23 protein-coding genes are annotated in these 26,682 nt (G+C 59.3%); 2 read left to right on the top strand and 21 right to left on the bottom strand.

The window, feature by feature from the left end; all coding sequences use genetic code 11:
• Positions 1-120: 120 nt before the first annotated feature.
• The 5 genes from ACOYJL_RS08460 to rpsA form a co-directional block, all read right to left on the bottom strand.
• The gene (locus ACOYJL_RS08460; protein ID WP_433569794.1) at positions 121-1,077 is read right to left on the bottom strand and encodes an ABC transporter permease; all 957 of its coding nucleotides are present in this window, start codon (positions 1,075-1,077) and stop codon (positions 121-123) included.
• Positions 1,077-2,012, bottom strand: coding sequence for an ABC transporter permease (locus ACOYJL_RS08455; RefSeq protein ID WP_433569793.1), 936 nt, complete (start codon positions 2,010-2,012; stop codon positions 1,077-1,079). Before ACOYJL_RS08455 ends, ACOYJL_RS08460 begins: the two co-directional genes overlap by 1 nt.
• Positions 2,013-2,163: 151 nt before the next feature.
• The gene (locus ACOYJL_RS08450) at positions 2,164-3,804 is read right to left on the bottom strand and encodes an ABC transporter substrate-binding protein (RefSeq protein WP_433569792.1); all 1,641 of its coding nucleotides are present in this window, start codon (positions 3,802-3,804) and stop codon (positions 2,164-2,166) included.
• Between the two features lie 183 nt (positions 3,805-3,987).
• Positions 3,988-4,758 (bottom strand): gamma-glutamyl-gamma-aminobutyrate hydrolase family protein, encoded by a 771-nt coding sequence (locus tag ACOYJL_RS08445; RefSeq protein ID WP_433569791.1) that lies wholly within the window; start codon positions 4,756-4,758, stop codon positions 3,988-3,990.
• 141 nt (positions 4,759-4,899) lie between these two features.
• On the bottom strand, positions 4,900-6,069 hold the full coding sequence (gene rpsA / locus ACOYJL_RS08440; RefSeq protein ID WP_433569790.1) for a 30S ribosomal protein S1: 1,170 nt from the start codon (positions 6,067-6,069) through the stop codon (positions 4,900-4,902).
• Positions 6,070-6,419: 350 nt separating this feature from the next.
• On the opposite strand from rpsA, the gene ACOYJL_RS08435 reads away from it, so the two are divergent.
• Positions 6,420-7,166, top strand: a complete 747-nt coding sequence (locus tag ACOYJL_RS08435; protein WP_433569789.1) for an HAD family hydrolase — start codon at positions 6,420-6,422, stop codon at positions 7,164-7,166.
• Positions 7,167-7,314: 148 nt separating this feature from the next.
• Here ACOYJL_RS08435 and ACOYJL_RS08430 read toward each other — a convergent pair whose 3' ends face one another.
• The 3 genes from ACOYJL_RS08430 to polA all read right to left on the bottom strand — a co-directional run bounded on the left by ACOYJL_RS08430 (position 7,315) and on the right by polA (position 11,071).
• Positions 7,315-7,689, bottom strand: a complete 375-nt coding sequence (locus ACOYJL_RS08430) for a heavy-metal-associated domain-containing protein (RefSeq protein WP_433569788.1) — start codon at positions 7,687-7,689, stop codon at positions 7,315-7,317.
• 179 nt (positions 7,690-7,868) lie between these two features.
• Positions 7,869-8,366: a ribonuclease HI gene (gene rnhA / locus ACOYJL_RS08425; protein ID WP_433569787.1), complete on the bottom strand. Its 498-nt coding sequence runs from the start codon at positions 8,364-8,366 to the stop codon at positions 7,869-7,871.
• A gap of 8 nt (positions 8,367-8,374) precedes the next feature.
• The gene (gene polA / locus ACOYJL_RS08420) at positions 8,375-11,071 is read right to left on the bottom strand and encodes a DNA polymerase I (protein WP_433569786.1); all 2,697 of its coding nucleotides are present in this window, start codon (positions 11,069-11,071) and stop codon (positions 8,375-8,377) included.
• Between the two features lie 228 nt (positions 11,072-11,299).
• On the opposite strand from polA, the gene ACOYJL_RS08415 reads away from it, so the two are divergent.
• Positions 11,300-13,390: a glutamine synthetase III gene (locus tag ACOYJL_RS08415; RefSeq protein ID WP_433569785.1), complete on the top strand. Its 2,091-nt coding sequence runs from the start codon at positions 11,300-11,302 to the stop codon at positions 13,388-13,390.
• 303 nt (positions 13,391-13,693) lie between these two features.
• Here the strand turns inward: ACOYJL_RS08415 and ACOYJL_RS08410 are convergent, their stop codons facing one another.
• From ACOYJL_RS08410 to ACOYJL_RS08350, 13 genes are all read right to left on the bottom strand, one after another.
• On the bottom strand, positions 13,694-15,100 hold the full coding sequence (locus ACOYJL_RS08410) for a PTS transporter subunit EIIC (RefSeq protein WP_433569784.1): 1,407 nt from the start codon (positions 15,098-15,100) through the stop codon (positions 13,694-13,696).
• Positions 15,101-15,138: 38 nt separating this feature from the next.
• A complete protein-coding gene (locus tag ACOYJL_RS08405; protein ID WP_433569796.1) occupies positions 15,139-15,753 on the bottom strand; it encodes a sugar phosphate isomerase/epimerase family protein in 615 nt (204 codons plus the stop codon).
• Between the two features lie 3 nt (positions 15,754-15,756).
• Entirely contained in the window at positions 15,757-16,062 is a 306-nt protein-coding gene (locus tag ACOYJL_RS08400; RefSeq protein WP_433569783.1) for a hypothetical protein, read from the bottom strand.
• Positions 16,063-16,098: 36 nt separating this feature from the next.
• Positions 16,099-16,353 carry a PTS transporter subunit EIIB gene (locus tag ACOYJL_RS08395; RefSeq protein ID WP_433569782.1) on the bottom strand — a complete coding sequence of 85 codons (255 nt, stop codon included), beginning with the start codon at positions 16,351-16,353 and terminating at the stop codon, positions 16,099-16,101.
• A 103-nt stretch (positions 16,354-16,456) separates the two neighbouring features.
• Positions 16,457-17,563, bottom strand: coding sequence for a Gfo/Idh/MocA family protein (locus tag ACOYJL_RS08390; protein ID WP_433569781.1), 1,107 nt, complete (start codon positions 17,561-17,563; stop codon positions 16,457-16,459).
• 47 nt (positions 17,564-17,610) lie between these two features.
• The gene (locus tag ACOYJL_RS08385) at positions 17,611-18,735 is read right to left on the bottom strand and encodes a sugar phosphate isomerase/epimerase family protein (RefSeq protein ID WP_433569780.1); all 1,125 of its coding nucleotides are present in this window, start codon (positions 18,733-18,735) and stop codon (positions 17,611-17,613) included.
• A gap of 13 nt (positions 18,736-18,748) precedes the next feature.
• Positions 18,749-19,207, bottom strand: a complete 459-nt coding sequence (locus tag ACOYJL_RS08380; RefSeq protein ID WP_433569779.1) for a C-glycoside deglycosidase beta subunit domain-containing protein — start codon at positions 19,205-19,207, stop codon at positions 18,749-18,751.
• Positions 19,208-19,282: 75 nt separating this feature from the next.
• On the bottom strand, positions 19,283-19,939 hold the full coding sequence (locus ACOYJL_RS08375; RefSeq protein WP_433569778.1) for a histidine phosphatase family protein: 657 nt from the start codon (positions 19,937-19,939) through the stop codon (positions 19,283-19,285).
• A 252-nt stretch (positions 19,940-20,191) separates the two neighbouring features.
• The gene (locus tag ACOYJL_RS08370) at positions 20,192-22,600 is read right to left on the bottom strand and encodes a GH39 family glycosyl hydrolase (RefSeq protein ID WP_433569777.1); all 2,409 of its coding nucleotides are present in this window, start codon (positions 22,598-22,600) and stop codon (positions 20,192-20,194) included.
• A 64-nt stretch (positions 22,601-22,664) separates the two neighbouring features.
• Positions 22,665-23,429, bottom strand: coding sequence for an amidohydrolase family protein (locus ACOYJL_RS08365; RefSeq protein ID WP_433569776.1), 765 nt, complete (start codon positions 23,427-23,429; stop codon positions 22,665-22,667).
• A gap of 62 nt (positions 23,430-23,491) precedes the next feature.
• Positions 23,492-24,568 (bottom strand): Gfo/Idh/MocA family protein, encoded by a 1,077-nt coding sequence (locus tag ACOYJL_RS08360; protein ID WP_433569775.1) that lies wholly within the window; start codon positions 24,566-24,568, stop codon positions 23,492-23,494.
• Positions 24,569-24,846: 278 nt separating this feature from the next.
• Positions 24,847-25,383 (bottom strand): HdeD family acid-resistance protein, encoded by a 537-nt coding sequence (locus ACOYJL_RS08355; protein WP_433569774.1) that lies wholly within the window; start codon positions 25,381-25,383, stop codon positions 24,847-24,849.
• Between the two features lie 220 nt (positions 25,384-25,603).
• On the bottom strand, positions 25,604-26,680 hold the full coding sequence (locus ACOYJL_RS08350; RefSeq protein ID WP_433569773.1) for an ABC transporter ATP-binding protein: 1,077 nt from the start codon (positions 26,678-26,680) through the stop codon (positions 25,604-25,606).
• Positions 26,681-26,682 lie beyond the last annotated feature (2 nt).

Here is a 26,682-nt window from a genome sequence, read left to right as displayed (position 1 = left end):
CTTCCTCTCGGCGTCCAAGATTTTCTCGGCGCGCTCGATCCCCTCGTCACGCGCCTCGCCCTCAGAGAGGACATCGGTCGTGCTTGTGTGCTTTTCGGTATCTGTCATAGCAATCCTCCCCTACGCGCGCATCTTCGGGTCGAGCGCGTCACGAAGCGCGTCTCCCAGCAGGTTGAATGCCATAACCGTGATGATGATTGCAACGCCTGGGACGATGCTGTAGTAGGTGTTGGACTGGATGTAGGGCTGCGCTGCAGAAATCATCTGACCCCAAGAGGCAGTCGGCGGCTGAACGCCAAGGCCCAAGAACGAAAGCGAGGCCTCGGAAAGAATGGCGTTCGGGATTCCCAGAGTCGAGACAACGATCAGGGTCGAGACGCAGTTGGGAAGCAGGTGACGCATGATGACGCGCCAGTTAGAGCCACCGGACAGGATGCACGACTGGATGTACTCGGAGTTCTTCAGACGCATGACGTCGCCTCGGACAAGGCGCGCCGTCGACGTCCACATGAGAAGTCCAAGCGCAACGTAAAGGTTCACAAGGCCAGGCCCCAGCACGAACATAACAACGATTGCGAAGAGCAGGAACGGGAAGCTCGAGAAGACCTGGATGATGAACGAGATGACCGCGTCGACCTTCCCGCCGAAGTATCCAGCCAGAACTCCCAGCAAAAAGCCGATGACAAGTGCGATGAGCTGGGACACGACGCCAACGGACAACGAGATGCGGCAGCCATAGATGACGCGCGAGAGGATGTCGCGCCCATACTCGTCAGTGCCGAAGATGTGCTCGGAGCTGGGGAACGCCAGCATGTTGGAAAGCTCCTGCGCGTCAGGGTCATAGGGCGCCAGAACCGGCGCGAAGATGGCAATGAACACGAGGATGCCGACGATGACCAAGCAGGTCATGCCAAGCTTGTTCTTCCTGAAAATCTGCCACGAGACGGCCCAGTAGCTTTCAGCACGCTTCTTGCCGGTCTTTGCCTGCTCGTCCATCTGAGCTTGGGAAGCGTCCTTAGCGACGCGCTCGGCTTCCTGGACCTTCTTGTCCTTCTTGTCGCTAGAAAAGATTGCCATTACTCGGACACCTCCCCACCGAGACGAATGCGCGGGTCAACGACGGCGTAGAGGATGTCGACGATCAGGTAGACGACCACGCAGATGAGTGCGATGTACATGACGCCGCCCTCAATAAGCGGCAGGTCGCGGGCATTGATGGCATCGAGCAGCATCTTGCCCATGCCGGGCATGGCAAAGACGGACTCGATCAGGATGGAGCCCGTGAAGATGTCGCCCAGCTGGGTGCCGGCGATGGTGATGATTGGAATCAGGGCGTTCCGAAGTCCGTGCACGAGCACGATCGAGGATTTCTTGATGCCCTTTGCGCGCGCCGTGCGCATGTAATCCTGGTTGAGCACGTCGAGCATCGACGTGCGCGTAACACGGGCGATTGAGGCGGCATAGCGCGTGCCCAATGCGATGACGGGAAGCACGAAGGCCGAGGCCGTCTTGATGCCCGAGAGCGGGAACCACTTGAGGTTCAGCGCGAAGACGATCTGGAGGATGATTGCCACCCAGAACGCAGGGGCGGAAATGCCAAAGACGGAGATGGCCATGAGCAGACGGTCAACCCAGGTGCCGTGCTTGACGGCCGAGACAATGCCGATGATAAGACCAAGGGCGAGAGCAAAGAGATAGGCGAACCCTGCCAAGCGCGCCGTAACCGAGAACGCGTTGCCCATCAGCGTAGCGACAGGCTTGTTCTGCGTGTACGAAGTGCCAAAGTCGCCATGCAGCAGGTTCCCCAGCCACGTGAAATACTGCTCGAGCACCGGACGGTCAAGGCCCATGTTGTGGCGCACCGTCTCGATGGTCTGCTCATCGGCCATGTCTCCCACCATGATGCGCACAGGGTCGCCTGGCACGATGTTCAGGATGAAGAAGGTGATAGCAGAGATGCAGAAGATGACGCCAATGGCCTGCAAGATTCTCTTTATGAGATAGTTCCTCATCCACCTCTCCTCTCTTGTCTCTCGTAGGTTCAGATGCCCTCCGCCTACAGGTTCTCGTTCACTGGCCGGGGGCGCCGCTTTAAATAGGCGACGCCCCCAGTTGCCCAGTTCCCACGCCTAGGCGAGAAGTCAACGCCCGAAAAACTGGCGTTTACTCGCCGGTGTAGTCTTCCTTCGTGGTGTCGATGTCGACATCAAACATGTGATAAATCAGGTTGCCGACCTTGGCATTCTCCACGTAGTCCTTGGCAACCAGCTGGTTCTTCGGCCAGTACAGGGGCAGCGTCGCATAGTCAGTGCGGGTAAGCAGGTTGTCTGCCTCCTTGTAGAGCTCTGCGCGCTTGTCCTCGTCCTGCTCGATACGGGCCTCGGAGACGAGCTCGTCGAACTCCGCGCTGTTGTAGAACGAGGACTTGCCCTTTGCGTTCTCGCTGTAGAAGTACGTGTACATGTGGTTGTCCGCGTCGGCGTAGAGCGGGAACCAGCCAAGCGCGGTGATCTCGAGGTTGCCCTCGACCCAGTCGGAGGACCAGACGCCGCTGTCCTCGACCTCGACGTTCAGCGTGACGCCGATCTTGCTCCAATAGTCCTGGATGGCAACGAGCTGCTTCTGGTTGATGCCGGAGCGGACCTTCGCGGAGAGGGTAAGGTTGGAGACGCCGGCCTCCTCAAGCAGCGACATTGCCTTGTCGGGGTCATACTCGAAGGCGGGAGCGGTCTCGTCGTAGCCAGGGGTCTGGGGCGCAAGCCAGCCAGAGGCGACGGTGCCGGCGCCACCAGCGATGGAGTTGAGCAGCTCCTCGCGGTTGATGGCAAGGGACAGCGCCTGGCGCACGCGGACGTCCTGCAGGTTCTCGGACTGAAGGTTCAGGTTCACAAACTGGACACCCAGGGTCTGGTACTGGTTGATGAGGTCCTTGACGTCGGCGTCGGCCTGGTACTGCTGAAGCAGCGAGGCGTCGAGGTCGCAGTAGTCGATGTCGCCGTTCTTGAACGCCATCATCTTCGTGTTGTTGTCATCGTAGTAGATGAAGTGTATCTCGTCCAGAGCGGGCTCGCCGCCGTGGTAGTCGGAGAACTTCTCAAGAACGACCTCGGTGGAGTCGTCGTTGGAGACCATCTTGTACTTGCCGGTGCCGACGCAGTTGGTGCCGGAACCCCAAGAGTCGCCCGCCGCCTCGCAGGCAGACTGCGGGAAGATCTGGGCATAGGAGATGCCCAGGTTCTTGACGAAGGTGACCATCGGGTCGGTGAGGACGAAGGTGAAGTGCGTGTCGTCCTCGACAGTCAGGCCCTCGAGCTCGGTGGCCTCGCCGGCGAGCATCTCAGAGGCGCCCACGATCTTGTCGTACATGTAGGTGGACTTCGCTCCGGTGGAAGGCGTGAACATGCGCTCGAAGGTGTACTTCACGTCGTTCGCGGTCAGGGTGGAGCCATCGTGGCACTTGATGCCCTCCTTCAAGGTGCAGTGCAGCGTGACGCCGTCGTCCTCAAACGTAGGAACCTCGGTCAGAAGGTCAGGGACGAGCTCGAGGTCCTCGGTCCAGCGCAGCGGTGCGTCAAAGATGGACTCAGAGATGCAGCTGGAGAGCGAGTTTGTAGACTTCTGCATGTCGAGACCCTGCTTTGCGTTGGACAGGCCAAAGCGCAGAATCTTCTTCGTCTCACCACTGTCAGAGCTGGTAGACGAACTAGTGTCGCTACCACAAGCCGTAAGAAGAGACGCGGCGCCGGCACCAAAGATGGCTGCCGACGTGGTGATGAAACCGCGGCGATTCATGAAATATGTCATCTAGCATTCCTCCCAAGATTCATCTTCTGCACTTTGGCAGAAAGATTGAATGACACTGTATGAAGCATCCGACATTCCAGCTGAATATTCATCGGCGGGGAGGTTATAGAAACGCCGAGGTAACAATATGTAATGAGATGTTGAACTACTTTTCCTCACGAAATATTGATGAAAGGGGATTCGTTATTTTTTGCATGCATCAACGAAGCTATCCCATAGCATACGGTCCGTATGCACAACTCTCCACTCGTGCTCGGGATGCCACTGCACGCCAAGGCAAAACTTGCAAGCAGGAAGCTCGATTGCCTCAATAACCCCGTCAGTAGAGCGAGCAGACACCATAAGGCCGTCCCCCACCTTATCAATAATGCAATGATGGGCAGAGTTGACCTGGAGCTCGTTTGCGCCGTCGACGCAGCGGGAGAGCAACGACCCCTCTACAACGCGCACGGGGTGCACCGGGCGAGCAAGCCCGCCTTCGTGGTTCCACGTGACCACGCCTTCTGGGCTCTGGCGCGAGAAGACGTCCATGTTGAGCGTGCCACCTCGAACGACATTGAGCATCTGCTCCGACTTGCAGATAGCCAGCAGGGGCTTGTCACGCTCGATTGCGCCGCGGATGACGGGCATCTCAAACTCGTCACGCTTGGGGCAGGTGAGCTTGGGGTCATAGTTCTCGTCCCCGCCAAAAAGGCGCGGCTGCACATCGGGACCACCGGGCATGGCGATTCCGTCGACAAGGTCGAGGTAGCTGTCAACGAGGTCCTGCAGGCCCTCGCCGCCCATGATCGGAATGATTACCGGGATCCCTCCAGCCGCCTCCACAGCGCAGACGAAGTCGTCGTCGCAGACGTCGCAATCAAACTCGCCCTCTCCGATGAAGGGCGACTTGACGCTGTTCCAACGAGCGGTAATGCCAATGAGCGGCTTTTTCGTGCTATGAGAGAAGCTCACGGAAACCCTTCCTTGCCCTTGCCCAAATCTCGCCAAAATGCGAGCCAACTTTGATATTCCCTGTGACACGCTAGCGCAAAAAAGAGGAGGCTGCCAAAGGCGGCCTCCTCTCGACATGCTTTGGAAACGTGAGCGCTCGCGCTACTCGGCGTCCTTGGCGTCAGCCGCCTTGTCGCTCTCGGGCAGAGGCTTGACCTCAACCTCGGTGCCCAGCGTCTCGGCAGCAGCCTTCATGGACAGGGAGATGCGGCGGCGGTCGAGGTCGATCTCCATGACCTTCACCTGCACGGTGTCACCCACGGAGCAGACCTGCGAAGGAGCGTCGACGTGCTGCTTGGCCATCTCGGAGATGTGGACCAGGCCCTCGACGCCCTCTCCGAGGTCGACGAATGCGCCAAAGGTGACGAGCTTGGTGACCTTGCCCTCGACGATGGCCCCAACGGGGTACTTCTTGACGAGGGTGCGCCAAGGATCCTCGGTGGTCTGCTTCAGGCCGAGCGAGATGCGCTCGCGGTTGAGGTCGACGTCGAGCACCTGGACCTCGACCTCCTGGCCGACCTTGACGACCTCGGAAGGATGGTTGACGTGGTTCCAAGAGAGCTCGGAGATGTGCACCAGACCGTCAATGCCGCCGAGGTCGACGAAGGCGCCGAAGTCGACGATGCTGGAGACGGTGCCCTTGAGGCGCATGCCAGGCTTGAGCTTGGAGAGGATCTCCTGGCGCTCGGCCTTGCGGGCCTCCTCGAGCACGACGCGGCGAGAAAGAACGACGTTGTTGCGGTTGCGGTCCATCTCGATGACGCGAGCCTCGATGCGGGTGCCCAGATAAGCGTTGAGGTCCTTCACGCGGCGAAGGTCAACAAGGGAGGCGGGCAGGAAGCCGCGAAGACCGATGTCGAGGATAAGACCGCCCTTGACGACCTCGATGACCTCGCCCTCGACAGTCTCGCCAGAGTTGAACTTCTCCTCGACACGGTTCCAAGCACGCTCGTACTCGGCACGCTTCTTGGAGAGAACCAGACGGCCTTCCTTGTCCTCCTTCTGAAGGACGAGAGCCTCAATCTGGTCGCCAAGGGAGACGACCTCAGACGGGTCGACGTCCTTGCGAATAGAAAGCTCGCGGGCAGGAATGACGCCCTCGGACTTGTAGCCAATGTCAAGCAGGACCTCGTCATGCTCAATCTTTACGACGGTGCCGGTGACCAGGTCGCCCTCATCGAAATCAGTGACAGTGCCGTCGATGAGGTTGTTCATCTCCTCGTCGGAAATGTCATCCAGCGCGAAGACGGACGAGTTCTGAATCTCACTCAAAGGTGGACCCCTCTCGAAACGGGGCCCCGGTCGTCATGGTCGCTGCTCTGTAGTGCCAAGGGCACCAACGTGCAAACACATGCTCTCGGGGGCCGACAGATACGATGCATGGCTTCTGCGCATGCGGTAGTAAGATTAGCCCGTTAGTAGGGGAAATTTCAAGCGTCATATGTTGATTTTTAGAAATCCAGCCAAGTTGTTGGGAAATTGCACGCTTCCCGTGCGTGTAGCAGGGCGTCAGCTTCCAGATTGCCGCCACGAGCATGCTCCGGTGAAGTTATTCAACTATCTTGGGGGTATAAAAGTGTCGGAGCAGCGCACGCGAGGATTCTGAGGGAGGAGAAGGGCACATGATCAAGGCAGTGCTATTTGACCTTGACGACACCCTTCTTGACGTCAATTTCACGCCCTTCATGGTGCGTTATATCGCGGGCTTCTCGAGCCTGATTGCAAAGGCGGCTCGCATGCCAACCGTAAGCCTGGGAATCCCTATCTCTCTGTCATACCTTGCCATGGAAAACGAAAAGCGCGCGGACGACCTTACGAACCATGAGCTTTTCGTTCAGGTTATGAAGAAGAAGACCGGCATTCCTCTTGATGACCCCGCGTTCATAGACCTTCTTGAGTATTACGACAGCCAGATACTGCCCGACCTCAATGGGAGGATTGTCGACGCTCACCAGCAGCGCGGGACAAAGCTTGCCGTCGAGACCGTCCACAACATGGGCCTTACCTGCGCTCTCGCCACCAACCCCGCGTTCTCGCTCTCTTGCGTAAAGACGCGCATCGGGTGGGCGGGGCTGTCCCCAAGCGACTTTGTGCTGATATCGCATTGGGACAACTCACACAGGCTCAAGCCAAGCGCACGCTTCTACCAGGAGTTCGTCAACAAGCTTGGGTACACATGCGACGAGTGCCTTATGGTGGGAAATGACGCCTCACGTGACTTCCCTCGCCCAGACTGTGGCTTGAGAACCGCCTATGTCGGCCGCGCAAATCCCAAGCGCGCCGTCTGGCGTGGCTCGATGTATCGCTTTGCAGACGAGCTGCCGCAGATCATCGACCGGCTCAGCCGTGTTGACATCCAAAAGAAGTAGCTCGCCAAACAGCCCTGTTGCTCTCTCACTCTCTTATATAGAGGCAGAAGACAGCCTGCCCCCGCGGTCAGCGACCGCAGGGGCAGGCTCCGTGCATCATATTTGGAAGCTTATTGCGCGCGTCAGCGTTGAATGGCAATGGGCACGGCTATACCAAGCGATACCCAGCCTCCGAGACAGCCCGACGATACGCGTCGGCGTCGATGGGCTTCTTGGAGAGCACGCGCGCCCGGCCTTGCTCTAGGCTCACCGTTGCCCACGTGCCATCGACCGAGTCAAGCGCACGGGTGACGTTGTCCACGCAATTCTCGCAGCTCATGCCCTTGACCGAGAAGTCCGCAGCGTAGGGATAGTGGCTCTTGTCGGTGTCGGCGATCTTGACGTTCTTGAACTTCTTTGCTCCCTGCCTCTTGGCACCGCTGCAGCAGTCGCGCGTTCCCGTCGCCGTTCCAACAAAGCGACGGATTGCCACGACCAGCACGGCGACTACTGCGGCAAGGATGATTGCGTCTACCGTTCCCATATCACGTCCTCTCTGCCCCGCGCAAGCGAATGCGGGGGCGCTCTAGTTAACTGCATCTAACTATAGCGCAAGAGAGAAGAAAGTTTTAGTAGACTAACAATTGCCGCAAATACGTCCGCGACCATTCTCCCGCCGCACTTTTCGGCTATGCCCGCCGTGGCGCCAGGCCCCACCACGTCCTAGTCTGCGAACGTAAATCCCTCGTCCTCAACAAGATCGTCGCCGTCTGCCGCTGTCGTGGCAAGCTCGTCGCAGCGTTCGTTGAGGTCGTGGCCGGCATGGCCCTTCACCCATATATAGGTGACATCGTGTGGGGCCATGGCCGAAAGCAGTCGATTCCACAGGTCGACGTTTTTTACGGGCTGATTTGAGGCCGTCTTCCATCCGTTACTAATCCAGCCGTCAATCCAGTTGTTGTTGAACGCGTCCACGACGTAGCGCGAGTCTGTATGGAGCTCCACGCGACAAGGGCGATTGAGCGCCTCGAGCGCCGCAATCGCGCCCATTAGCTCCATGCGATTGTTAGTCGTGCATCGATATCCCTGCGAGAGCTCGTACCGATGCTCCTTTCCCGATGGATCAACATAGATAAGGACTGCGCCGTATCCCCCATTGCCGGGATTCCCGCGAGACGCGCCGTCACTATAGCAAACCACGTTCATCTTCTCGTCTTTCATAACTCCTCCTACTTAGCGTCGGCCCAGGTGTACCCATAGGAAACCTCGGCAATCAACGGTACTCGAAGCTTAACCACTCCCTCCATAGTCTGCTTGACAAGCTCCGAGGCTTCCTCTATTTCGCCTTCAGGCACCTCGAGGTCAAGCTCGTCGTGAATCTGCAGAACAAGCCGGCTCTTGAGGTTTTTCTCGGCAAGCTCGCGCTCAACGCGAACCATGGCAATCTTGATGATGTCGGCAGCGCTCCCCTGCATTGGGTGGTTCATGGCAGTGCGCTCGGCAAACGAGCGAAGCTGGAAATTCTTGCTCGAAATATCTGCGGTATAGCGACGGCGGCCGTACATGGTCTCGACGTAGCCGTTCTTGTGGGCAAACTCGACGAGGCCCTTGAGGAAGCGCTCCACGTCCGGATAGGCCTCAAAGTAGCGGTCGATCATCTGCTGGGCCTCGGAGCGAGGGATCTTGAGCGAGGTTGCCAGCCCATAGGCCTGCTGGCCGTAGACGATGCCAAAGTTGACGGCCTTGGCGCGGCTGCGCATCTGAGGCGTGACCTCCTCAATAGGCACGTCAAAGACGCGCGCGGCCGTGGCGGCATGGAAGTCGCGGCCCTCGCAGAAGGCGGCAATCAGATGCTCGTCGCCAGAGAGGTGGGCAAGCAGGCGCAGCTCAATCTGCGAATAGTCGCAAGCAAGGAATACGGTTCCCTCGGGGGCCGTGAACGCCTTGCGCACGCGATGCCCCAGCTCAGAGCGCGTAGGGATGTTCTGCAAGTTGGGGTCAGAGCTTGAGAGGCGACCCGTCGCCGCGACCGTTTGGTTAAACGTCGTATGGATGCGACCGTCACCTCTGATGAGCTGTGGCAGCGCGTCAAGATACGTGCTCTTTATCTTTGCGCGCTCGCGATACTCAAGGACCTCGGCCACGCGCCCGTCCTTGTCGGCAAGATCGCTCAGCGTCTTTGCATTGGTTGAGTAATATCCGCGCTTGGTCCTCTTGAGCCCGGTCGTCGGGAGCTTCCACACATCAAAAAGCACGTGCGAGAGCTGCATCGGCGAGTCGATGTTGAAGTCCTCCCCCGCCTGCTCGTGAATGTGGGCGACCATCTGGTCGATCTCTGCGCCTAACTCGTCAGACTGCGCGCGGAGGATTGCGCGGTCGGCATGCAGGCCGCGGCGCTCCATCACGAGAAGAACAGGCAGAAGCGGCATCTCGAGCTTCGAGAAGAGCTCGACGGTCTTCTCGCCGGTCTTGGCCATTCGCTCTTGGAGCGCCGGCACCAGAAGCCTTGAGGCAAGCGCGTCGATGGCCGCCTGCGGAACGTCCCCTGTCGCCTCTGGGAGCGGCGAGGGCAGCAAGTCCTTCGCAAGCGCAGCGGGAGAGAAGTCGTTTCTGTCAGAATCAAGGAGGTAGTCGGCTACGCCCACGTCAAAAATACGGTCTGGACCAACTTTGGCGGGGGATATCTCAGCCGGCTCTGAGGAGTCATACGGGATGAGCTCGTGGAGCAGCGCCTTCACGTCGCCCGCCGCAACGCGGCCCTTCTTGAACAACAGCGCGAGAGCCTCATGGGAACGGTCTCCATCGATGTGAGCCATGTACTTCTCGCAGCTCACCCAAAGCCCCGCCTTGGGCTCATCCTCAAAGTCAAGCGAAAGCTGCTCGCCATGGCCCGGCTCGTCAAGCGCGACGCCCACCCATTCGCCAGAGGCAACGGCACTCTCGAGCTGCGAATACGCCTTCTCGCCGGAAAGCACGTCGCCCAGCGAGACGTCGACGGAGGCGGGCGCTGGCTCATCGGCTGGCATCGGGGCATCAGAGAGCTTCAGGATGCGCTTGGTCATTCCCGTAAAGCCCAGATCGGAGAAGGCCTTCTTGACCTCCGCCGGGTCAAAGGTGGGAAACTTTGCGTCGGCAAGGTCGATGTCGATGGGCGCGTCAGTGCGAATGGTGGCCACCTTGCGCGAGAGAAGCGCGTCGTCAATATGCGCGCGGAGGTTCTCGCCCATCTTGCCCTTGACCTCGTCTGCGTGTGCGATCACGTTGTCGAGGCTGCCGTACTGGACGATCAGCGCCGCCGCCTTCTTGGGGCCGATGCCAGGGACGCCGGGGATGTTATCAGAGCTGTCGCCCTTAAGGCCGTAGAAGTCGGGCACGAGGTCGGGCGTGACGCCGTGGTAGAGGTCGTCGACGCTCTCGGGGGTCATGATCGAGACCTCCGAGACGCCCTTTTTGGTGGAGACGATCTTCACGTGGTCTGTCGCCAGCTGGTACATGTCGCGGTCTCCCGTAAAGAGCAGCATCTCGTAGCCCTCTGACTCGCCGCGGCGTGCGAGCGTTCCCAGGATGTCGTCGCCCTCCCAGCCCTCGAGCTCGCAGACCGGCACGTCAAGCGTGCGCAGCAGGTCTTTGACCATTGGGAACTGCTCGTGAAGGGCGTCGTCCATGGGCGGCCGCTGGGCCTTGTACTGAGGCAGCATGTCGATGCGCACCTGAGGCTTGCCCTTGTCGAAGGCGCAGATGATGCCATTGGGATGGAAGGTCTCCACCATCTTGATGAACATGTTGAAGAAGCCAAAGAGGGCGTTGGTGGAGCGACCATCGGGCGCCGTCATTGGCTGCATGATGGCATGGTAGGCACGATGCATAAGCGAATTGCCGTCAATCACGGCAATGGTTCGGCGGTCCTGCTGGTTTGTCTCAGGCATGAAGCTGTCCTCTCTATCATTGTCCTCCCCTATTGTAACGGGCGCCCCAGACAGGAAACGCGCGAGGGCGCATAAGGGCTCTTCTCGCCACGCGAAATGCGCCGAATAGTTCAAACTTCTGCAATGTGTGGGGTTCGCGCAAGACACCGCGTGGCAATGTTGGCGAAATAAAGGGCACGTAAAGTAATGCCCGTAAGCCTTCGAACCAACACAGGAGAAGGGGTGCAAATGAGTACTGACAAGGTCACACAGGAGTACGGCAGCCTGCTGTTCACCGATGCGGACATGCAGGAACGTCTCCCTAAGCCCACCTACAAGAAGCTCATGAGCGTCATCAAGAATGGCGAGCCGCTCGACATCGACATCGCCAACGAGGTCGCTCACGCCATGAAGGACTGGGCGCTCGAGCACGGAGCCACGCACTTTACGCACTGGTTCCAGCCTCTGACCGGCATTACTTCCGAGAAGCACGACAGCTTCATCACGCCCAAGGACGACGGCACCGTTCTTATGGCCTTCTCGGGCAAGGAGCTCGTCCAGGGCGAGCCTGACGCATCGAGCTTCCCGTCCGGCGGCCTGCGCGCCACCTTCGAGGCCCGCGGCTACACGGTTTGGGACCCCATGAGCCCCGCGTTCATCAAGGACGAGGTTCTCTGCATCCCCACCGCCTTCATCTCGTACACCGGCGAAGCACTGGACAAGAAGACCCCGCTTCTGCGCTCCGAGGTCGCCCTCGAGACCCAGGCAAAGCGCGCGCTCGCGCTGTTTGGACAGCATCCCAAGCGCGTCTTCACGACCATCGGCCCCGAGCAGGAGTACTTCCTGATCAAGGAGGAGGACTACGAGCAGCGTCCCGACCTCATCCTCACCGGCCGCACCCTCTTTGGCTGCGAGCCTGCCAAGGGCCAGGAGCTCGAGGAGCACTACTTCGGCGCCATTCGCCCGACCGTCAACGAGTTCATGAAGGAGCTCGACGACGAGCTGTGGAAGCTGGGCATCCCCGCCAAGACCAAGCACAACGAGGTTGCCCCGTGCCAGCATGAGCTTGCCCCAATCTTCGAGAAGGGCTCGCTGGCAGTCGACGACAACCTCCTGACCATGGAGAAGATGAAGATCATCGCCTCTCACCATGGCCTTACCTGCCTGCAGCACGAGAAGCCGTTCGAGTATGTCAACGGCTCCGGCAAGCACAACAACTGGTCAATCTGCGCTGACGACCGCAACCTTCTTGAGCCGGGCGACGACCCCCAGGACAACCTGCAGTTCCTCGTCGTTCTCGCCTGCCTTGTCGCAGCCGTCGACGAGCATGCGGACCTGCTGCGCATGAGCGTTGCCTCCGCGGGCAACGACCACCGTCTGGGCGCAAACGAGGCGCCTCCGGCAATCATCTCCATCTTCCTGGGCGACGCGCTGACCCCAATCGTCGACTCGCTCGTCAAGAAGGAGCAGCCCGAGGCCCACGAGCGCGAGCTCATGGACACCGGCGTGCCTGCGCTGCCCAACGTCCTGCGCGACAACACCGACCGCAACCGCACCTCCCCGTTCGCCTTCACCGGCAACAAGTTCGAGTTCCGTATGTGCGGCAGCCAGCAGAACCTCTCCGACCCCAACACGGTGCTGAACCTCGCCGTGGCCGAGCAGTTCGACCGCTTCGTCAACTACATGGATGGCGTCTCCGACGAGGACTTCGTCCACATCGCGATGCGCTTCGTCCGCCACACCTTCCGCGATCACCATCGCATCCTCTTTGACGGCAACGGCTACTCCGAGGAGTGGGAAGAGGAGGCCAAGAAGCGCGGCCTGCCCAACCTCAAGACCACGCCCGACGCTCTGCCGGCGCTCATCGACCCCAACAACGTCGCCCTGTTTGAGAAGTACAACGTCCTCTCCGAGGCCGAGCTTCGCTCTCGCTACATCGCCAAGGCCGAGCAGTACGCAAAGCTGCTGAACATCGAGGCCAATACGATGATTTACATGACCCGTCACATGTATCTGCCGGCGCTGTTTGACTACTCCGGCGACATCGCGACGAGCGTTGCGACCAAGGCAGAGATCGGCATCGACTCCAAGTCCGAGAAGGCGCTGGTCAAGAAGCTGACCGACGGCATCGACGAGATTACCGCCGACGTCGACGACCTCGAGAAGAAGAACGCCGAGGCCCGCAAGATGGACGACCCGCAGGCGCAGGACAACCAGTACCGCGACGTCGTGATTCCCGCCATGGACAAGCTTCGCGCCGCCGTCGACTCCATGGAGAAGGTCTGCGGTCACGACTACTGGCCCGTCCCGAGCTACAACAAGATGCTCTTCTACGTGTAGAAGCGGCTTGATAGTCCCGTCTTTCTACCAGCAAGATATGTTAGTATAGCCATGCAAGCAGCCACCTGGCACCCCAGTATGGGGAGCTGGGCGGCTGTTTGTGTTATGTAGGAAATGGCTCCTTTTACGTGGAGCGTTTGGCATGGGACAGATGACTCTTTGGCGTGCGGTCATCCTCATGAATATCGCGCCATGGACCTCTCCCCCACAAGTAGGGGTCCCGGCCACAAGGTCGGGACCCCATTCGAACGGAGGCACTCCGTTATGGCCCTATGAGGCACATTGACGGGGCTAGATAGAGCATCAGGCCTCTTCTTCGTCCACCACGATGCTCTCGTCAAAGCCGAGCGCCATCGTGACTAGGCACGAGACCGCAATCGCCACAATGATTGCTATCACGATCGCCACGATCGTATCCTCAAAGATTGGCAGGGCAAGGATGGTGGAGTAGCCCATGATGTAGGCCCTTGCTCCGAGAAGCCCTGCGACAAGGCCGCCCGCGGCGCCACCGACGCACACGCCGATCATGGGGCGCTTCAGCCTCAGCGTGATGCCGTAGATGGAGGGCTCGCTTACGCCAGCGACGATGCAGCCGATGGCAATCGAGAAGGCCTCGTTCTTGAACTCCTTGTTCTTGGCACGCAGCGCGACGCCCAGGCAGGCACCGCCCTCAGCCATGTTGTGCAGCAGGAGAGCAGGACGGAACAGGGAGTCGTAGCCTGGGTCGGTGAGGAGCTGCGTCATGAAGGCCATGAAGACGCCGCCAACGCCCGTCATGATTACGAATGGCATGATACCTGCAAGCAGCGCGACGGCAAGCGGTCCCACAGTACTGTTGAGGAACATCAGGAAGGCAACGATGTAGTTGCCCATGTAGGTGCCAAGCGGCGCGAAGATGGTCATCGTGAGGACGTAGGTGCACACCATCGTCAGCAGGCCAACGAACACCGACTTGAAGATGCCCGGCACGACCTTGTTCCACAGCTTCTCGAAGCGCGCGGCCGCCCATGCCAGAAGCAGCGCCGGAAGCAGCGAGTTAGAGTAGTCCTGCAAAAGGATTGGGATCCCGAACAGGGTCATCTCCTCCTGCGGGTCTGCGTTCACGTACTCAAGGAAGTCGGGCGCAAACATCGCCGCCGCGACGAGCATCGCATAGACCGGCGTGGCGCCAAGCTTCTTTGCCGCACCATATGCCACGATGATCGGCATGAAGTAAAAGGGCGCGTTTGCCATGATCGAGAGCAGGGCATAGGTGTCGGTGCTCTCGAACTCAGGCCATACCAGCTTGATGAGCAGCAGCACGACCTTCAGCATGCCGCCGCCAATGAAGCCTGGGATCATCGGCGCAACGGAACCCGAGATGTAGCCAATGAGCTCTGTGCCCCACCGCTTCCACCGCGGCTGGTCGTCGTCTTTCTTCGTGAGCTCGGGGTCGAGGTTCTCGTCCACCACAGCGGCCTCAGTGAAGCCGAACTGCTTGACGACCTCGTTGTAGGTGTCTATGAGGTTTGCACCAAGAACGACCTGGAGCTGCTCGCCCATATAGACGCAGCCAAGCACGCCCTTGATCTTCTTGATGCCCTCGATGTCCGCCTTCTTCTCGTCGTTCAAAATGAGGCGGAGGCGGGTCATGCAGTGTGTCACCGACTGAACGTTCTCAGGACCGCCCGCCTTCTCGACTATTTCAGCCGCTGCTTTTGCGTAATCCATCTCCTACCGGCTCCTTCCTGTGCCAATGGCGACGGTCGTCAGTTTCCTACGAAGTTCCGCAGATAATGAGCGCTCTGCTTCACAGCGCGCTTTGCCTCGTCGAGAGAGCCCTCGAACGACTTGTCCTCGACCTCGATGACGCCATAGCCGGAATATCCGATATCGCTCAGGGCAGAGACGTACTTGCCCCAGTCAACGTCACCCAGCCCGGGGATCTTTGGGACCATGTACTCGAGCGGATAGGCCATGATGCCGACGTCGGCAAGGCGGTCGGGCAAAAGCTTGAGGTCTTTGAAGTGCACGTGGAAGATCTTGTCCTTGAACTCGTAGAGGGGCTTGATGTAGTCGATCTGCTGCCAGACGAAGTGCGAGGGGTCATAGTTGATGCCCAGGTTGTCGTAGGGCAGCACCTCAAAGACCTTTCGCCAGTTGGCAGGCGAGGTCATGATGTTCTGTCCTCCCGGCCACTCGTCCTTCGTGAAGAGCATGGGGCAGTTCTCGATGGCAATGCGGACGCCCTTGTCCTTTGCGTAGTCCAAGATGGGCGGCCAGACCTCGGCGACAATCTCGAGGTTGTCCTCGACGTTCTTGTCGCTCACGCGGCCAAGGAAGGTAGTGACCATGTTGACGTCGAGCATGGCGGCGGCGTCAATGAGCTAATAGAGGTGCGAGACGTAGGCCGCGCGACGCTCGAGGTCGGGGTCGAGGGTGTTCGGATAGTAGCCAAGCGACGAGATGGCCACCCCCTTCTTGGCGCAGTACGCGCAAATCTCCTTTGCGCGCGCCGCGGTGAGGTTCTCGGCGTCGATGTGGCACACGCCCGCATAGCGACGCTTTGCTCCGCCGGAGGCCGGCCAGCACGCCACCTCAAGGCAGCTAAGTCCGTTCTCTGCCGCAACGTCCACTGTTTGCTCAAACGTCATTCCCTCAAGAATCGACGTGAGGAGTCCGAGCTTCAACATGTCGAGTCCTTTCTCTTTCGATTTCTTGATGTCTTGCTAGGCTTGCGCCACGCGCGCTAGCGCTGCCCAATCACCTGGGCGCGCCCGACCCGCTCCGAGAGCTTCGAACTTCGGATCGCTGCCCTTGTCGTCCGTGATGATGGGGATCTTCTCGATTGCGGCAGCGTTTGCCTCGTCAAAATCCTTGAGCTTGAACCGCAGGCGCGTCATGCAATGCCCGAGTGTTTTGATGTTGCCTGCTCCGCCGACTGCCAAGACAATCTGGTCAGCGATGGTTTTGTCCGCGGCCATGTGACTGCAGCTCCTTCTGGTTCGGCTACTCGGACAGCGCGCAAGCACCAAAAAGGCCCGCAGGCAATTTCCAAATATGGGACGTTCCTGCGGACCAGATGCCTTACTCGAACTTGATCGTCGTGTTCGTCTCAGCCGCCTTGTAAATGGCTTCGAGGATCTGGGTCACGCGGAAGGCCTCTTCCGGCTTCACGCATGGCTCCGTGTCGTTGATGATCGCGTTGATCCACTGGCGAGCCTCGACGACGCCGGGAGCCTCGTTGACGCCCTCGAAGTAGTCGACGAGCGCCTCGCCGTCGAGCTTCTCGGTCATCATCTTTCCGTGGCGCGTGTGGTTGAAGTAGAGCTCGGAGGTGGGATAGCTGCCGCCATGCTTGATCTCTGCGCCCTCGAGCGTGCCGCACAGGGTAGTCGAGGCCTCGCGGGCGTCCTCGTAGTTGAGCGCCCAGGACGCGCGCAGGTTGATGAGGGCGCCACTCTTCATCTTGATGAAGCCCATGGCTGAGTCCTCGACGTCATAGGTGTCGGTGTCCCAGGGGCCGTAGGTGTTGCCCTCGGCGGCAGACGGAAGGTTGCCGAGCTTGTAGAACACCTGGCCGCTCACGCTGTCGACGTCGTAGTTGTCCATGCACCACAGGGTGATGTCGAGCGCGTGGGTGCCGATGTCGATGAGCGGGCCGCCGCCCTGCTTTGACTTGTCCAGGAACACGCCCCAGGTGGGAACGGCCTTGCGGCGGATGGCGTTGGCCTCGGCGTAGTAGATCTCGCCGAGCTCGCCGGCTGCGCAAGACTTCTTGAGTACCTGAACGTCAGGACGGAACCTGTTCTGGTAGCCGATGGTGAACTTCTTGCCCGACTTCTTCCATGCCTCGATCATGCGCGCCGCGTCGGCAGACGTTGCGGCCATGGGCTTCTCGCACAGGACGTTCTTGCCAGCCTCGAAGGCGTCGACCGTGATCTGGCAGTGCGCCACGTTGGGCGTGCAGACGTGCACGACGTCGATTGTCGGGTCAGCGAGAAGCTCGTGGTAGTCGGTGTAGATCTTTGCGTCGTCGAGCCCGAAGCGCTCCTTGGTGGCAATTGCCTTCGACTCGATGAGGTCGCACAGCGCGACGACCTCTACCTTGTCTGCGACCTTCGCCAGGGAAGGAAGGTGCTTGTTGTTGCAGATTCCACCCGTGCCGATGATGCCTAGCCTCAGCTTGCTCATGGGTATACCTCCTGTTTTTCTTTTTGTTGTGTCGTTTTCTTATGTGCCTATTCGGCGATCAGGCGACGCATCATCGCCTGGTGCTTCCTCACCTGGTCGACCTCGCTGATGAGCTCCTTCTCGGTACGGTCCTGGAAGCGGCGCTGGCCCTCGTACTCGGTGTTGATGTAGCCGTCGTATCCGATCTCCTTGAGGACCTTGATGGGACCCGCGTAGTCAACCGACTTGTCGACGTATTCGCCGGGATGGTCCGGGTCTTCCGACATGTTGTAGAACTTGCCGTGGAAGTTGACGATGTAGGGCAAGAGGTCGCGCAGCTCGTCGGGGTTGGCCCTCGTGAGCAGGAGCGCCTGGCCCATGACCTCGAAGTCGATGTCGGTGTAGCCCTCCACGTTCTCCTTCACGAGCGCCTCCATCTTCTGGAAGGCGGGGACGAGGTCGGCGGGGGCGTTGCCGGTCTTGAGGTAGCCGTGGAAGAACGACTCGATGTTGCCCGCCGTGTAGAGGGAGGTGTCGATCTGCGCGAGCTCGTCGCTCTTGCCGAGGTAGTTGTCCATGCAGAGCTGGTCAACGAGCTCGCAGGTCTTGCGCTTGGCCCCCTGGCGCACGTACCAGTCGAGCGTGACCTCGGAGGGCCTGTAGGCGAAGACGCCCCAGTCGGGAACGACGCCCAAGGCCTTGGTGCCCGTGCGGTCAACGTACTCGCGAATCTCGCGCACGTACTGGCCGTGCAGCGAGATGGGCGCGTGGATCTCCTTCCCGATGCGCATGCCGAGCTCCTCGGCAACGGGAAGCGCGATGGTCATGACCTCAAGCGGCGTGGTCGCGAGCGTGCGGACGTACTTGAAGCCCAGGCGGTGCGCCAGGCGGATGTCGTGCATGAGGCGCTCGGCGAGCTCGTGGATGCTCATGACGTGGTCGCGGAACTGCAGAACGTCGCCGAACACGTCCATGGTGACCGGCTGGATTCCGTACTCGTCGATCCACTGGTCCCACTTGTCAAGAAAGCGCGGGTCAGGGTTGGGATAGTGGAGCGACTGCTCGTCGAGCATCTCAAAGCCGGTAACGTCGGGGATGCTGGACGCCTCCTTGAGCATCCCCTCAAGGTCGAGCTGCTTGAAGAACTGCGCCTGCTGATAGCTGTAGAAGTCAACGCCGAGCTTGATTCCCATGTTTTGTCCTCCCCTATTCGCTGAGCTGCAGATGGTAGGTGACGATGTTCTTGGTCTTGTCAGAGCCCGCGCCATTGCCAGGCTCCGGCGGGTTCTTGACCCACTCCTCGTCTGTCGGCAGATAGCCATAGGCGGCAAGGATGGACTGCTGGAAGTCGATCGTGTGCATTCCCGGCTCAAGGCCGCCAGGCTTGCGAATGTGAAGGATGCCCTCGTCGTCGAAGTCCCAGTGCTCCCAGACGTACTTCTTGATCTCCTCGAAGCTTCTCGGCTCCTTGCCGTTGATCTCAAAGGTCTGCACGTCTCGCTTGTACTGGACGCCGTCGACCTTGAGGTAGTAGCCGTTGTGAAGCGAGAGATACACGCCGCGGTAGTTGGCGTTGCGGACGGCCATCTGGAAGCCGACGACGTTGCCGTCCTTATCGACGTCGTTTTTCAGGCTGTCGCTGCGAATCAGAAAGTTATCGAACATGCGCCCCTCCTTGTGGTCGGACCCGACCCTCGTGACCTCGTGCACTTGGCCTCGGCGGACCAAGCGCGCTATGACCTAGTTGCTTTCCCCGCTCATCAGATGGAGAACGTCTGCGTCATCAAGCCCTGGCACCGACTCGAGTCGCCACACGCCATCGGTGCAGGTGAACGACCCGTTATAGCCGTTGGGCAGCTTTGGGAGGCCCTTGGCCTTTTTGACCCTTCCGAACTCGCCAGGGTCGATGCCAAACAGCACTCGCTGAAGCCAGAGCCATGCCGCTCCATGCGACACGATCAAGACGTTGTCGCCGTCGTCGCGCTCGTCGAAGATCTGCGTGTAGGTCTTGCGAACGCGGCGGGCAAACGACTCGTCGCTGTCGCCGCCGCAATCATCCCAATGGATGCCCGTGCCACGGCGACGGTTGATCTCGTCGAGGTGGTCGTCGACCTTGACGCCCTCCCAGGTTCCGTAGAAGACCTCTTTGAGGCCCTTGCGCTCGTAGACGGGAACGTCATCTCGCCCCTCAAGCACAAGCGCGCAGGTGTCGCGGCACCGCTCGCTCGTCGAGACGTATGCGGCGCTGAGAGGGACGCCAGCCAAAAGCGCTCCTGCCGCGCGCGCGTCCTCGACGCCCTTCTCAGTAAGGGGCGAATCGCACCAACCCTGCATGCGATGCATAACGTTGAAGAGGGTTTCCCCATGCCTTACGTAGAAAAACCGTACGCGCTTCATGTCAAAAATCACCCTGCTACCTGCGACGATGCTCTTCGTTTGACAATTAGAAGAATACGGAGGGGGCGATGTTTGCTCTATCCGCCGCAAAGCGAAGGAAGCGCGACATTTTGTCCAGTTCCTAGCTGTTTCCCAGCTGAAGCCAATTTTTTGAGTCTAGATTTTGCCTACCTGGGTTAATGGCAGCGCGCCGGCCACGATTATTTGCCATCGTGACCGGCGCGCGAGAAACGCAGAGAAGAGCGTCAGCTATCAGTTGTATTCGGTGACGTGCAGGTATTGGACCTCGTTTGGCTCGAGGTCCACGTCAAACTCGAGGACGCCCGCCTCGCTCTTCATCTTTTGGATGTACATGTGCGGCGTGCTTACTTTGGCAAGGTACTCAAGCTCGCTCTGGCGCAAATCGAGGCTCATGTCGAGGTTGATCCACTCGTTCAAGACCGACCCGGACTCCCTGCTCAGGCTGTAGCGCCTTACCTGCCACCATCCTTGCTTGAGCCCGGAGATGCGCACGTGGATGACTCGGTGCTCTTCCGTCTCGGTCATCTGCTCGAGGCCGGAAGGCGAGAGCTGGTCCTCGTTCTTCATGTAGTAGGAGACGTTCATGTTCACGAGGTTGACGAGAAGGAGCTTGTAGTGACCGTGCTCGTTTTTTGTCACAAGGCCCGACCCCTTTTCGACAATGGCCTCGCGGTAGAGGCGCGAGATGAAGGAGAGGGCATGAAACGCTGGCTTGGCAATCCCCGACCTCGTGAGGATGCCGCTCCCACCAAAAAGCGGGCTCACCGTATCGGACGACTCAGAATACGAGTCGCTCATATTCCAGACGCCAAAGAAGTCAACCTTGTCGCAGACCTTTGAAATGGTGCTAGCGATAAAGGCGGCGCGCATCGAGGTGTCATTGATGTAGCTGCGGTCCGAAAGCGTAAGGTTGCACTCGGCCAGATGAAGGCCGACGAGGCCGAAACCCGCATCGGCCATGGCGGTGCGAACCACTTCCACGTCGTCAACCGCAAAGCCAGGATGCGCCCTGCGCCGCTCGTAGCTCTGCCCGTCGACGTTGACGATTTGGTAGGGAAAGCTCGTGACGCTGACGAAGTTCGGCCGCTGCGAATGCTCGTTCCAGCGCGAGAAGAAGCGCGTGAGCGCCTTTCTCCCATAATGCTGGACGGGCACGTCAGCGCCGCCAATCATGGCATCTGGCGCACGCCTTCTGAGCGCGGCGGCAACCACGTCGAACTCGCACAGGTACTCTTCCCAGCTCTGGTCGTCAAGCAGCCGATAGGTCTTTGAGCCGCCGGAAAACTGAGAGTCGGTCTTCATGGGATAGTCAAACACCCAGCTGTTGACCTCTCCCCTCCCGTAGCGCCGCGTAAGGTGGGCAAAGAAGTCGGTATAGCGCCGGTCGAGCTCGTCAAGGCTGGCAGCAGAGCCAGAAAGGCCTTCGTCCTGGTAGGCCTTGTCGGCAGTCTGCAGGATGCGGTTCTCCTTTGACCGCAGAACGAGATAGGGCTTGAGCCCATTGCCCAGAAGAAAGTCGAGGACCTCGTCGATTCGGCCATAGTTCGGCCTGCCGTCGGAAGAGCTTGCGCCAAAGTGCATGTCGGGCTCAAAGATGCTCCAGAACCTGACGTAGCGGATGCTGAGCTCGTCTCGGCAGCGGCGGAGCTCAGCCTGGGTGACAGCCTGCAAGAGGCTGGACGCTCGCCCAGCGTTCACTATCGCCTCGAGCCGCATTGGGCGATAGGTCTCCCGGAAGATGGCGAGGTCCTCGCGGCTCGCCCCGGTGCCCTCGTTGTGGCCGACAAGGTATTTGCGCAGGTAGGCCACCGCCTTCTGAGCGCGGACGTCATCGCTTTCCTGCGGCGTAGAGTGCGAGACGCGATACTTCGAAGGCGTCGATCCATAGGCGTCCTTGAAGACCCTGTCAAAGGAGGCTACCGAAGAGAAGCCGTTGTCCATGGCGACCCTCAGCACAGACTTGTCAGTGTAGAGAAGGTCATCAAGGGCGTGCGAGAGCCGCACCTGGTTGACGAGCTCTATGAGGCTGCTGCCGCTGACCTTTCTGACGTACTTCGAGAGGTAGGTCGGCGAAAGCCCAAGCTCGTTTGCAATCTCTGTCAGCGATATCTTGCCACGGTAGTTTGCCTGAATGTACGAGACGACCGCATCGAGGCGGCTCTCGGCCACGCCCTCCTCGCCAGCCCCTTTGGCGTCGGTAAGAAGAAAGCTGTTGCAAAGAAGCCCCATGAGCTGGTAGTAAAGGCTGTTTGCATAGAACTCGTCGTTCGCCGACTTGTTGACGCTGAAGAAGAGGATGTTCTTCAACAGCTGCCGCAGCTCGTCGTACGAGCCGGTATCCGCCTCATTGTTGAGCGAGCAGCACCAGAACACGATGGGCGAGCGATGAAGAACCTCGTAAAGCCGTGCGCTCGAGACCTCGAGACGCACGGCCAGGAGATGCTCGACGGCGACATAGCTGTACGGGTGGTTTGCGTTTACCAGAAGAAAGTCCTCGTCTCCAAGGCAGAATTCCCGGTCGTCTGCGGTCACGTTCAGCGTGCCCTCGAGAACAAAGAGAATCTCGGGGTTCTCGTGATGTCTTGGAAGAGACCGTCTCTCGTCAAGGAAGCTAATGGTGACTACCTCATTTGGACGCACTCGCCTTTCTCCTCTCTAAGCCATCTCAGGACGCCACCACCCGAGCTGGGATGACGACAGGGACCTAATCAAACGGCTTGTGCTGAATGCAGCCGCTCTCGTCGATGTCGAAGACCCTCTCGAAGTTGCCTCCCATGATCGTCGCAATCTCATTGGGAACGTTGAGGTCCTCGGCAACAAGCCGCTGCTTCTGGATCTCCATCTCGAACTTGTAGAAAGGGTAGTCGCAGCCCATGAACGTCTTGTCGGAACATCCCCTCACCGCGCGCTTCACCGCATTGTAGGAGCAAATCGAAGTGTCAAGGTAGACGTTTCTGACACGGCTCGCCACATCGACGGCATACTTTGTGGACATGACCTCGCCCATGTGCGCCATCTGGATGAGCACGTGGGGGAAGCAGTTGCCAAGGCGCTCGAACATCGTGGGGTGATTGCGGAAGTCCTCGCTTGCGCAGTGGATGACGGCATACGAGCTGCGCTCCTCTAGGATGCTAAAGATTGGAGAGAGAAGCTTTATGTCCGCCACAACGAAGTTTGAGATGTACGGGTGCAGCTTTGCTCCTTGGAATCCCAGCACATCGAGGCAGTAGGTGAGCTGCTCGGCGCAGTCCGAGTCCCTCGGTCCGACAAAGGCGAGGGGGATCATCCTGTCGCGGTAGGGCTCGATTACCTCGGCGAGGCGCCGCTGGTTGTCAAGTCCCGGGCGAAATGTGAAGCAGACGATCTTGTCGATGCCGTTCTTGTCCATGGAGCGGATGACGTTCTCGGGCTTCGACATGGGGTTCTCGCCCTCGTTCACCGCGATGTGCACGTGCGCGTCAATCACCATGACGTCTCATGACCCCCTTCTTTTGCCCAGGCGCGCTCCAGCCCAGGCCATGCCGCTCGAGCCTAGAGCTCAAAGTCAACGCTGCGCTTCGTCCTTGCCGACTCCCGGCAGGCCTCCATGACGGAGAGCACGCGCCTCACCTGCTGAGGCGTGACGAGCATGTCCTCCTTGCCGGCGAGAGCGTTAAAGTAGTTGACGAAGAAGTCGGACTGGCTCACGTTCACCTTGGGCAGGGGCTCGCTGACGATAAGGCCGGGAGCCGGGACGCCAAACGAGCGCGTGGGTCCGTAGGAGGCTGCGGACTTGTCCTGGTCGTCGGCGACGTTTTCAAGAAGATGGGTCGTCCTTACAATGGCGCCTTGGGGCTCAAACTTGTCCACGACCATCGATCCGGTGTTGCCGCCCACAAACCAGTGGCGCTCAAACCAGTCGGGACGGTCGTTCAAAAAGTACGTTCCCAGCTCGATTTCGGCAGTCACGTTGTTCTCAAAGCGCAGGATGATCTTGAAGTAGTCGTCCACCTCTTTGTTGATGACGTTGCGCACGTCGGCATAGACCGTGTTGAGCTTTCCCTCCACGAGGTAGAGTATCTGGTCGATCAGGTGCACGCCCCAGTCATACAGCATGCCTCCGCCCTCGGCCTTGAAGCGGTGCCAGTCGTGCATGTTGCCGTTGTAGCCATAAAGCGAGCTCTGGATTGTGTAGATGTCGCCGACGAGCCCTTCCTTGTAGCAGCGCTCAACCGTAGCGAAGTCCTTGTCAAAGCGACGTTGCTGATGCACCGTAAAGGAGACGCCCGCCTTGTCGACGGCGTCCATCATCTCGTCAAACTCTGCTACCGAGAGCGCCGCGGGCTTCTCGCAAAGGATGTTGACGCCGTTTTGCGCCGCCAGCAGCACGAGGTCTTTGTGCTGGTTGTTGTTTGCCGAGATGATCACGCCATCAAGCGACTCGTTGGCAAACATCTCGTTCGCGCTCTCATACACGGGCATGTCAGGGTACTTCTCGCGAACCTCGGCAAGGCGCCTCGGATTGATGTCGCAGACGGCGACGCAGTCTGATTCCTCAAAGGACTTGAGCGTGTCAACGTGCCTACGACCGATGAACCCATAGCCAATTACCGCGTACCTATATGCCACCGAACCCACCTCCAGTGTCGATGCCCCTCCGATCAGTGCTCTTTCGAAGCAGCCTTAGTAAACGACAAAGGAAGGTGCTGTTCCTTATGCTGCTTATCCATTCCGATGACAAATAATGACATGTTCGTAACGCGTGATGACCATATGGACAAGATTATGAATCAAGATTTTGTCTTTTTCCACGGAGGCGCTTCGGCGCGACTTGCTATGAATCGGCAAAAAAGAAGGGCCCAGGCACATGACCTGGGCCCAGCCATCATTTGCGAAGCGTCGATGCGTTACTTCTTGTCGCTTTTCATTTGGACGCCGTCGATCACGCCAACGATGCCCGTGTAGATGAGCGCGCAGCCGCAGAGCATCATCGTGACGTCAGCCATTGCGAAGGGCGACATCATGACCATCATGCCGAGGATAACCATGATGATTGCCAAGGCGAGGTGCGAGCCAGAATGGGGGGCGCCGGCAACGCGCAGGGCATTCGCGCCGAAGAGCATCTGGAAGCCAGCCATCATGATGAAAATGCCCAGTAGGATGAAGATCCATGCGACAAAGAGACCAGGGTTGTTCACGATAAGGATGCCGAGCAGCGTCCCAAGGATGCCCCAGTACAAGTCCATCGAGGAGAGCAGCACGCTCGGCGTGCTGAAGGCGCTTACCAAGGCGACGATGCCAGATATCAGCATGGCCCACCCCACGATCGAGGTGACGAGCTGCGTTGCGCTCGACGGATAGATGAACATTATCACGCCCAAGATGACGCTCAGAATTCCGACTATGATCGTCGACGCCTTGGAGCGAGTGAACTTGAATTCCATGGCCAAGCCCTTTCCCTCTAAATTAACAACAAGCGGTTTATCTGCTGTTAGTAAACTATCCATTTCTTGCCGCTTTATACAAGTTTGGGAAAAACGGAAATCGGCATCTGGCCTCGAGGCGTGCCTTTGCCCCAGAGGCAAAGAAGGCGGGCCCGCTTCCCCATGGAGTGCAGGAAAGCGGGCCCGCCATTGCCGCGCGCTTGCGGTTGAGAGCTACAAACTAGAGCGCATGGGCGTCGTCTGCCGTAAAGCTCACGTACGCCTCGTCGCCCACGTTATAAATCTTGTGGTTCTTCGGGTTGAAGTCCTGGATCTTGACCAGCGTGTCTCCAACCATGACCTGATAGTTCTGGTAGTTGCCCATGAAGCGGGACAGCGTCACCTTGCACTTGAGGACGCCCTCGTCGGCGAGCTTTGCAGACTCGGGACGCAGAACCAGCACGATGTCGTCGCCCACGCTCAGGTGGTCGACGCCAGAGACCTCAACGTCATGCCCCTCGATGCGAGCAACGCCGTCGGAGCCTTCCTTCTTCTCGAGCTTGCCGCGCAGGAAGTTTGACTCGCCGATGAAGTCGGCAACAAACTCGTCCACCGGGTGGTAGTAGATAGTGTGCGGGTCGCCGATCTGGTCAACGACGCCCTTCTTCATGACGATGATGCGGTCGGAGATGGCCATTGCCTCGGACTGGTCGTGCGTGACGTAGATGGCCGTGATGCCCGCCTCCTGCTGGATGCGGCGAATCTCGGTGCGCATGTCAACGCGCAGCTTGGCGTCCAGGTTGGAGAGCGGCTCGTCGAAGAGCAGCACGCCGGGCTCGAGCACCAGGGCGCGCGCCAAGGCGACGCGCTGCTGCTGACCGCCGGAGAGCTGGTTGGTCATGCGGTCTTCCATGCCCTCAAGGCCCACCAGGCCAAGGATGTTGACGACCTTCTTCTTGATCTCGTCCTGGGGGACCTTGCGGATCTTCAGGCCATAGGCCACGTTGTCAAAGATGTTGTAGTGAGGGAGCAGGGCGTAGCTCTGGAACACCATGGCCGTATCGCGCTTGTTCGGCGTCAGGTCGTTGATGGGCTCGCCGCCCAGGTAGATCTGGCCCTCGTCGGGGCTCTCGAAGCCGGCGATCATGCGCAGGATGGTGGTCTTTCCGCAGCCGGAAGGGCCGAGCAGCGTCACGAACTCGCCCGGCTGGATGTCGATGTTGGCATCGTGAACGGCATAGAAGTCCTTCTTGGTCTTGGGGTCCTGGTAAATCTTGGAGATGTGCTCAAGGCGCACACCCTTCTTCTCTTTTGCCATCT

It is taken from the genome of Tractidigestivibacter sp., assembly GCF_050946515.1.
Lineage (GTDB): Bacteria > Actinomycetota > Coriobacteriia > Coriobacteriales > Atopobiaceae > Tractidigestivibacter.
Note: the sequence above shows the minus strand (reverse complement) of the source record. Positions and strands in the feature narration are given on the sequence as shown.